The following is a 4448-nucleotide window of genomic DNA, read 5'->3' as shown; positions in this document are numbered from 1 at the left end:
ATCTTACCGTCTCTGCCGCGGTCTACGCGTTCAGCACGCCCTTGGGCGAGCGCGCAGGCCTCGACACGACTGCGGTGGGCTATGCGCTGACGATCACCACCTTGGTCGGCCTTGCAGGTGCAGGAGCCGCGACCGCGCTCAACGTGCGCTGGGGACGAGCGATTCCTTTCTCGGGGTTCTGCGTCGGCCTTACACTCGTCGCCCTGGCGCTCTGTCTCTCGCGCAATCCGACAGTCTACCTTGTCGCTCTTGTCGCGTCGGGTGTCATTTATTACTTCTCGATTCCCTACCTTTTCGGCCTTGCCGCCGCGCTCGACCGCAGCGGGCGTTGGGCCGCGGCGGCGGGGTCGGCCTATCTGTTTGGCTTCGCCGCCGGCCCTCTGATGGCCGGCTCCGTGATTGCGGCGGTAGGCTACGCAGGCCTCGCTGCCGTCTGCGTCGCGATCACGGCGGCCGCATGGGGGCTCGCCATGGTCGTTATTCGGCGCCTCAGCGGAACCGCCCGTGCCTCGCACTTTACCGACGCTCCGGCATGAACCGCCCATGATTTCTCAACTCGGTCAATGCGTTTGAAGCGGCGCGGCCTCCACAGTCTTGCGTACCTCGGCAGGCAACATCTCCCAGACGCGAACGAGTTCGCCGACGGAAGTCAGCTGCATCTTGCGCATGACGTTGCAGCGATGGAGCTTGACAGTGATATCGCTGATGCCGAGGTAGAAAGCGATCTGCTTGTTCAGCCGGCCAGCCGCGACTTCGCGTAGGACCTGACGTTCGCGCGGAGTGAGCAGCGCGAACTTGCTTAGGTACTCCTTCAGTATCCGCGCGTGCGCCCGCCGCTGGATATCAAGCTCAATGCCGGCGGCGATCGCATCGAGCAGCGTCTGGTCGCGCACCGGCTTGGTGAGGAAGTCGACAGCTCCCGCTTTCATCGCCTGCACCGACATGGGGATGTCGCCATGGGCCGTGAGAAAGATGATCGGTTTGGCCTCGCCGCTCTCGGCTAGCCGATATTGGAGGTCCAAGCCGCTTAGGCCAGGCATCCGTACGTCGGCGACGAGGCAGCCTGGCCGATCCGGGAGTTCAGCCTCGAGCAATTCGCCCGTGGAGGCGAAGCTGATCGTCTCGATGCCCACCGAATGCAGGAGCTCCTGGAGCGCCTCCCGGAGGCTGGCTTCGTCGTCCACGAGGATGACCAGCGGGCGATCCCCTTCGGCCCAGTTGCTTGCGGACTGAGATCGGTTGAGCACTTTGCTCTTATAGCTCTCACTCATATGATAACTTACACTCATCGTGAATTCTCCTTTCCGGTCAAAGCGTCACCAATCGCTGCAAGCAACGCTTGCCCGTCGAAAGGCTTGCGGAAGAACCAGTTGTGCTTCGCCTGCAACAGCTCAATTACTTCATGGCGGGCGGTAATCAGGATCACTGGCAAGTCAGGGCGTCTCTCGCTCATCAAGCGCTGCAACTCGAAGCCGTCCATGCCGGGCATGCCGATGTCTGTGATCAGACAATCTATCTCCGGGACTGTATTACTTTCGAGCAGGGTCTGAGCCGAGGAGAATGCCCGCACGACGTGCCCCGCTGACTCAAGAAGATTCTCAAGCGATTCGAGCAGGCGCTGGTCGTCATCGACGATCGCTATCACGGACTGCGGGTTGGGCATTCTTGCAAGCTTCCTGAACGTCTGGAATGAGTGATTGGAATCCGCAGCTTTTCAGCGATCCGCACCAGGTCGGCGAGCGATTCCGCCCGCATTTTGTGCATGATCTTGCTGCGGTGGATTTCAAGGGTAATCTCACTGATGCCGAGCTCTGCGGCGGCCTGTTTGTTCAGCAGGCCGCTGACGACGAGCGGCAGCACCTCGCGTTCACGCGGGGTAAGAGCCGCCAGGCGGCGAGCAAGCTCGGACTGCTCCGCGCGCGCCGATCGTTGAATGCGATCCCGGTCGATCGCCGCCCGAACGGCCGCAACCAGATCGTTCTCTCCGACCGGCTTGGTCAGAAAGTTGATGGCACCTCCCTGAATGGCCCGTACCGAGGACGGAATGTCGCCATGCCCTGTTATAAATACGATCGGGGGATGGACATCGTCGGATAGCTGCTTCTGGAACTCCAGACCGTTGATGTCGGGCAGCTCGACATCGAGGATCAGGCAAGCGGGGAGATCGGGCTTCGCATAGGCGACATAGTCCGCGGCCGCGGGGAACGTCTCGGACTGCCATCCCAAGGACTCCAACAGTTCGCTGATTGCCTCGCGCACCCTGGCATCATCATCCACCACGAAGACCATTTCCTCGCGCTGGCTCATGGCGCCTCGCTTGCCTCCAACGGAAGCGTGAAAGCGACGGTCGCCCCACGGGTCTCGTTGTTGGCCATCCAGAGTCGGCCCCCATGCGATTCGATGATTGAACGGCAGATGGCGAGCCCCATACCCATCCCGTGCTGCTTGGTTGTGAAGAACGGCTGGAAAACGCGCTCGGCGTCCTCGAAGCCAGTTCCGGCGTCGCGAACCTCGATGCGGATCGCGTCAATACCGTCACGGAGTGAGCTTATCTGGAGCGCACGCGCGCCGTCGACCATGGCGCTGTCCATCGCCTCGACCCCATTTCGCACCAGGTTCACAAAGACCTGCTGTACCTGGACGCGATCGAGCGCGACGGACGGCAGGTCCGGCTCGAGATTCGTTTCGATGCGGATGCCTTTCGCCGCGGTCCCATCAGCCATCAGTTGGCAGACTTCGCCAATCAAGTGGTTGATATTTTCAGACGACCTGGCTCGAGGTGCCTGACGGAAAAGGGCGCGGATGCGGCTGACGACATCCGCCGCCGAATTGGCGTCGCGGGTGATGCTCTCAGCCGTTATCTTCGCGCGCTCTACGTTCGGGGGCTCGGCGGACAGCCAACGGTGACATGCGTGGGAATTGGCAACGATAGCCGCCAGCGGCTGGTTCACTTCGTGCGCAATCGAGGCGGAAAGCTCGGCCAGGCTGGCCGCCTGAGTAGCCCGCGCGAGTTGCTCGGATGCGCGTCGTAGCGCCTCTTCCGCATGCACCTGATCGTCTATGTCGTGACAGAGGCCGAACCACTGGGCGATGCGTCCGTCCGGAGCGCGCAGCGGCTCGGCCCGGCCCGACATCCAGCGATAGACACCGTCGTGCCGGCGCAGGCGATATTTCATGGAGAAGAGCTCGCCTGTCTTGAGACAGCGCCCCAAAACATCCGACACCGCGTCAACATCGTCCGGATGGAAGATGGCGTCGAACACTACCGCCAGCTGGCGCTTGTCCTCTAGGTTTACACCGAGAAAGTCTGCCATGTGCTTGTTGGCAAGGGTGGTCTCCCCGTCCGGGGTCAGGCGCCAAAGGTTGCTCGGAACCATGTCCACGAGCAACGAGAGCTCCCGCTCCCGATTGCGCAGCGCCTCCTGCGCACGCACTTCATCGTCGATGTCGAGAGAAACGCCGTACCATTGCACAATCGTTCCGTCTTGATCACGACGGGGCTCCACCCTGCACTCTGCCCACCGATAGGCGCCATCTTTCTCAAGCCACCGAAACCGCATGACGGTGCCGCGGCCAGATTCAAAACAATTCAGCAATGTTCGCTGCACTTCAGGGGCGTCTTCGGGATAGATCAACTCTTGCAGCAATGTTTCGATGCGCGGCTCCTCGATAGCTTCGAAGTCGGCGATCACGGCGCGGAAATGGTCTTGGTATCGCTTGTTGAAGTACACCGGCCCATCCATCGACGTGACGCTCCAGATGCGGACCGGCACGGCGTCGATCATCTGCTGAAGCTGCCGCTCGCTTTGCCGCAACGCCTCTTCGGCGTGCATCTGGTCGTCGATGTCGTGACAGAGGCCGTACCACTGGACAATATGTCCGCCCGGATCCCGCATCGGCTCGGCGCGGCTCGACATCCAACGATAAACACCGTCGGCGCGTTGCAAGCGATACCTCATGGTGAAATGCTCGCCCGTGACGAGACAGCGGTTAAGTGTGTCCCTAAACTCCGCTGCATCGTGCGGATGGACGGTCTCGATAACCGCCTCCAATCGGCTGATTCCCGGCTTGTCCATATCCGGAACGTCGAGGCCAAGGAAGTCGACCATGCGCTTGTTGAAGAAAGTCGGCTCCCCCTCCGGAGTCAGGCGCCACAGGTGGCTCGGAACCATGTTGATGAGCTGCGAGAGCTCGTTCTCCCGATCGCGCAGTGTCTCCTCGACCGGTTTGTGGCCTTCGATTTCTATTGGCATAATCAGCTGCTCCTGCCCGGCAAAGCAAACCTCGGGACCCTGTACGCTTCTTATACCATCCTCAATCGATGTCTGGCTTGGCGAAATCATACGATAGTTTAATTCAGCCATGCGCCTGCCGCACCTCATGGAAAACCATGATGGTACTCGCATTCCGGTTGCCGGTACGTTCGGAAGGTTTCGAGAGAACTGGCA

The 4448-nt window shown here is 60.9% G+C and carries 3 protein-coding genes and 2 pseudogenes; 1 reads left to right on the top strand and 4 read right to left on the bottom strand.

Features of this window, described 5'->3' with window-relative positions; translation table 11 throughout:
* A pseudogene (locus ACXJ5O_RS19955) lies at positions 1 to 536 on the top strand (MFS transporter); the annotation flags it as partial.
* A gap of 24 nt (positions 537 to 560) precedes the next feature.
* Here the strand turns inward: ACXJ5O_RS19955 and ACXJ5O_RS19950 are convergent.
* The 4 genes and pseudogenes from ACXJ5O_RS19950 to ACXJ5O_RS19935 form a co-directional block, all read right to left on the bottom strand.
* Entirely contained in the window at positions 561 to 1271 is a 711-nt protein-coding gene (locus ACXJ5O_RS19950; RefSeq protein ID WP_457301413.1) for a response regulator transcription factor, read from the bottom strand.
* Positions 1272 to 1285: 14 nt separating this feature from the next.
* On the bottom strand, positions 1286 to 1663 hold the full coding sequence (locus ACXJ5O_RS19945; protein WP_457301412.1) for a response regulator transcription factor: 378 nt from the start codon (positions 1661 to 1663) through the stop codon (positions 1286 to 1288).
* Entirely contained in the window at positions 1642 to 2307 is a 666-nt protein-coding gene (locus ACXJ5O_RS19940) for a response regulator transcription factor (protein ID WP_457301411.1), read from the bottom strand. The genes ACXJ5O_RS19945 and ACXJ5O_RS19940 overlap by 22 nt, the downstream gene beginning before the upstream one ends.
* A pseudogene (locus ACXJ5O_RS19935) lies at positions 2304 to 4217 on the bottom strand (PAS domain-containing protein); the annotation flags it as partial. The gene ACXJ5O_RS19940 and the pseudogene ACXJ5O_RS19935, both read right to left, overlap by 4 nt.
* Between the last annotated feature and the right edge of the window lie 231 nt (positions 4218 to 4448).

Source organism: Phyllobacterium sp. P5_D12 (genome assembly GCF_054049495.1).
The sequence above is the reverse complement of the archived record's forward strand: the minus strand, read 5'-3'. Positions and strand labels throughout refer to the sequence as shown.

Bases quoted from the DNA above. Each gene is read 5' to 3' on its own strand.
- ACXJ5O_RS19950 (WP_457301413.1), bottom strand. From the start codon at position 1,271: ATGAGTGAGAGCTATAAGAGCAAAGTGCTCAACCGATCTCAGTCCGCA.
- ACXJ5O_RS19945 (WP_457301412.1), bottom strand. From the start codon at position 1,663: ATGCCCAACCCGCAGTCCGTGATAGCGATCGTCGATGACGACCAGCGC.
- ACXJ5O_RS19940 (WP_457301411.1), bottom strand. From the start codon at position 2,307: ATGAGCCAGCGCGAGGAAATGGTCTTCGTGGTGGATGATGATGCCAGG.